Source organism: Persicitalea sp. (genome assembly GCF_041751555.1).
Taxonomy (GTDB): Bacteria; Bacteroidota; Bacteroidia; order Cytophagales; family Spirosomataceae; genus Persicitalea.
In genome coordinates this window covers 1-4,142 of record NZ_JBGSXF010000407.1, presented here as the reverse complement: position 1 = coordinate 4,142, position 4,142 = coordinate 1, and the positions used below count along the sequence as shown (strand labels likewise).

Here is a 4,142-nt window from a genome sequence, read left to right as displayed (position 1 = left end):
CCGATACGCGAATTTGGTCCGCCCATATTGGATTTCGTGAGCGAGATACCAATGCCCGCCCTCAATGGTATGTTCGACGGACTTTATCCGCCCGGAATGCAGTGGTACTGGAGAGCGCATTATTTCAACGAATTGACCGATGAAGCGATCGATGTCAATATCGAATTCGGGCAGAAAATTCCTAACTTCCACACCACTACCCATTTGTATCCAATAGACGGTGCCGTGCATGAAGTGGCCAACCACGAAACTGCCTGGGCCAATCGCGATGCGCGTTGGGCGCAGGTAATTGTGGGGGTAGATCCCGATCCTGCCAACGCACAACAAATAACCGACTGGTGCAAAGACTTCTATGAGGCGCTAACTCCTCACGCTATGGGAGGTGCTTATGTGAACTTCATGATGGAAGAAGGCCAGGAAAGAATAAAGGCTTCATACAAGGATAACTACGAACGATTGGTGTCTGTAAAATCCGAGTACGATCCCAGCAACTTCTTCCATGTTAACCAGAACATAAAACCAGTTTCCTAGTAGGTCATCCAGCTGGGTTAACAGCGATTTTTAAGATTGTACAGGCGCAATAGTGGTCAGTCCGCTAGTAGGATTTTCTGTGCCCCATCCCCCTTTCCTGGGATGTTATGGCCCTACCTTACTGCCGAAATTTGTAGAAACAACAATTCCCACACACATGAAAACGCGCAATTTTATTTTTCTCTGCATTCTTTTACCAAACCTCGGATTGGCGCAAAGTACCATCAACGGAGAGATCGTCGATGAGAAAGGCAAACCCCTACCCTTTGTCACCGTCGGGTTGATGGCAGCAGGAGATTCCTCTCTGTTGAGAGCTACTGCTTCTGATTTGGAAGGGATGTACGTTTTTGAAAGTATCTCTGCGGGAACCTACCTGCTGAAGGCGTCTGCCGTAGGGCACCGCACGAAATACAGCGCGTACTTCGCGTTGGGTACTTCATCGAAGCAAGTCCCCAGAATTACTCTGGCTGAGGTCGCCAACGAGCTTGGCGAGGTACTTGTCACGGCCAAGAAACCCTTCGTGGAGCAGCGTATCGACCGCATGGTAGTCAACGTGGAGGGTAGTATCATCGGCAGTGGCAGTACTGCCCTGGAAGTACTACAAAAAGCGCCGGGCGTGACGGTAGATCACCAAAATAACCGGGTGCAGTTGCGGGGAAAAGAGGGAGTGATCGTGCAGATCGACGGCAAACAAAGCTATCTCTCACAGGAAGACGTAGTGGCCTTGTTGCGTACGATGTCGAGCGACAACATCGCCACCATCGAAATTATCACCAGTCCTGGGGCGCGTTACGATGCGGCGGGCAACGCAGGAATTATCGACATCCGGCTGAAAAAAAATGCCAGCCTGGGTACTAACGGTTCGCTGTCCATAGCCGGAGGAACGGGGCGCTTCCACCGGGAGCGGGCGAGCGGTCAGTTGAATAACCGCACGGCCAAACTCAACTTGTTTGGTTCATACAGCATGAACCGGGGAGGCAATTATTGGGATTTTTGGGTGAACAGCGTACAGCAGGACCCCTCCGAGTCAGAGCCGGCCCGGCAGACTTTCTCCAAATCCAATTCCTATCTGAAGTTCAAGGAACTTGGTCAAAACGCGAAGGCCGGGCTGGACTTCACGCCTTCGAAAAATACTATTTTAGGCCTGGTATGGACGGGTCTTTGGAGCGACCACCGCGAGAAGGGCCCGGCCCAGAGTACCTTCTCGAGAAAGGAGGGAGGGCCAGCCTACCTGCAAGCCTACACCCAGAAAACGCAAAATTCCATCAGTCAGAATCATTTGTTCAACTTCAACGCTCAGCATACTTTTGGTGAGAAAGGACAACTTTCGGCTGACCTGGACTACGGGCAGTTCGACCGGGATTATACCAACGACCTGCTGACCGATAACTTGATCGCGCCCGCTGCTTCCAACGTCGGGACGATGGCCCTTTTCAACAGCCAGCCCACGACGATAAAAATCCGAACCGCGAAGGCGGACTATAGCCAAGGCCTACCCAACGGCTGGGAATTGGAATCCGGCATAAAGTGGGCAGACATTACCACGGACAATAATTTGACCGTTCGGGACGGGGCAGTGGAAAACTTGCGGAAAAACCCTGAGCTTTCTAACCATTTCGTGTACGACGAAAGGGTGGGTGCGATCTACGCCACTCTTTCGGGAGGCATTGGTAAGGTGGATAGTCTCAAGACCAGAGTGCAGGTCGGCTTGCGGGCGGAACACACCCGTTCGGAAGGAAACTCCATCACGCTGAACCAGGTTGTTCCGCGCAAGTACCTCAACCTGTTTCCCAGCGTCTTCGTTTCTCGCCCCTTATCGCGTGACCGGATGGTGAGCCTTTCCTACAGCTACCGCATCGACCGACCTAACTACCAGAGCCTTAACCCCGCACGTGGGTACGTGGACGCCTTTACATTCCAGGAAGGGAACGCATTTCTGAAACCCCAGTACACCTCGGCGTTTGAAATGCGATACGGGTTCAGGGATGGAAAATTCCTGACGCTTGGGGCGAGCCTGACCACCGATCTTATGAGTTGGGTTTTCTACGGAATCGGGGGCAATAATAGGTATGCCGTTATGGAAAATGCCGGCAACATGCAGAGTTATTCGCTCACCGCAGGGCTTCCTGTCACTATCTCGAAGCGTTGGCAGTTTCAGGCCACGTTGATGAGTTATTTGAATCAATATCAGTTTGAATACGAGAATGAAGCGGTGCAGATTAACAACCTTTCCGCTCGTCTGAACGGTAACAATTCATTCATTCTTGGAAAAGGCTGGACGGCTGAACTCTCCGGTTGGGTAACGACCCCAGCGATGATCCTACTGAATCGGTCGCCGTGGATGGGATCCCTGGATGTAGGGGTTCAAAAGGCGATGACAAAGTCAATCAAGGTCAAATTCAGCATTCAGGACGTATTCCACACCAATGGCTGGATCACGAGCATGAATGTACCCGGAAAACTGGTATCGAATATGTGGATGAAATTTGACACCAGAATCGCGATGCTCAACCTGACCTACACCTTCGGCAACCAGAAGGTAAAAGCTACCCGTGAGCGAAGTACGGGGTCGGAATCGGAAAGCAGGCGGGCAAATTGATGGCGAAAGTAGTAGTACGGAAGTGCTCTCCGTTTTTCCGTCCCTGTTTCATGGGATGTTAGGGCCTTCCCTTGCTGCCGAAATTTGCAGGGAAATACCAGCTGCTAAATAGTCGAGAAAACTTTAATCCTCGAAATCGAGGAAGAATAACCGCTTTTACAGTACCAGTAATATTTTTCATCTCAAAACAATCGCAATCATGAAGACATCTAATGATCAGTACCCAAACATCGATTCCCGAAGAAGTTTCATCGGAAAATTAGCCGCCACGGCCGGGGTTGCCAGTCTGGCGAGTCCTTTGTTGGCAGCGAATGTTCCAACCCCGGAGCCACAGTTTTCGGGCGAAGCCGATGCGTGGTTCAATAAAGTGAAGGGGGAGCACAGGGTAGTTTATGATGCCCCCGAACCACACAATGGTTTCCCCATCATCTGGTCCTGGGCTTTTTATTTGACCAACAATCAGACCGGAACTGCCGACAAGGACATGACGGCTATGGTAGTACTTCGGCACAATGCCATTCCTTTTGCCATGGAAGACAAGTTGTGGGCAAAATACAAGTTCGGCGAGGTCTTCAACATCACCGACAATACCACCGGAGCCCCGGCCGTACGGAATCCATACTACATACCCAAGGATGGAGACTACCCCATGCCGGGTATCGATGGGATCAAAAGGATGTCAGAGCGGGGAGCCATGTTTTGTGTGTGCAATCTGGCCATCAGTGTGTATAGCGGGATGCTGGCTCAAAAAATGGGAAAAGATCCTAAGGAAGTACAAAAAGAGTGGATGGCGGGCATTTTGCCTAACATCGAGGTGGTACCCTCCGGGGTTTGGGCGCTGGGACGTGCTCACGAAAAAAAATGCGCTTATATCTACGCAGGCGGATGATGCAGCCAGGACTTTCTGGGTGACGCCCGGAAAGTCCCTACTTACTAATTGTTCTACATTTTTCACAAAGCTCAATCCAAAAGTTATGAAACGATATTTGTTAGTATTCGCCGCTTTCCTTTT

3 protein-coding genes are annotated in these 4,142 nt (G+C 50.9%); all 3 read left to right on the top strand.

What is annotated here, in order from left to right; genetic code table 11:
- On the top strand, positions 1 to 531 hold a 531-nt coding region (locus tag ACEW8P_RS14440; RefSeq protein WP_373513784.1), incomplete at its 5' end, for a BBE domain-containing protein.
- Positions 532 to 688: 157 nt separating this feature from the next.
- On the top strand, positions 689 to 3,130 hold the full coding sequence (locus ACEW8P_RS14435) for an outer membrane beta-barrel protein (RefSeq protein ID WP_373513783.1): 2,442 nt from the start codon (positions 689 to 691) through the stop codon (positions 3,128 to 3,130).
- 199 nt (positions 3,131 to 3,329) lie between these two features.
- Positions 3,330 to 4,019 carry a twin-arginine translocation signal domain-containing protein gene (locus ACEW8P_RS14430; protein WP_373513782.1) on the top strand — a complete coding sequence of 230 codons (690 nt, stop codon included), beginning with the start codon at positions 3,330 to 3,332 and terminating at the stop codon, positions 4,017 to 4,019.
- Positions 4,020 to 4,142 lie beyond the last annotated feature (123 nt).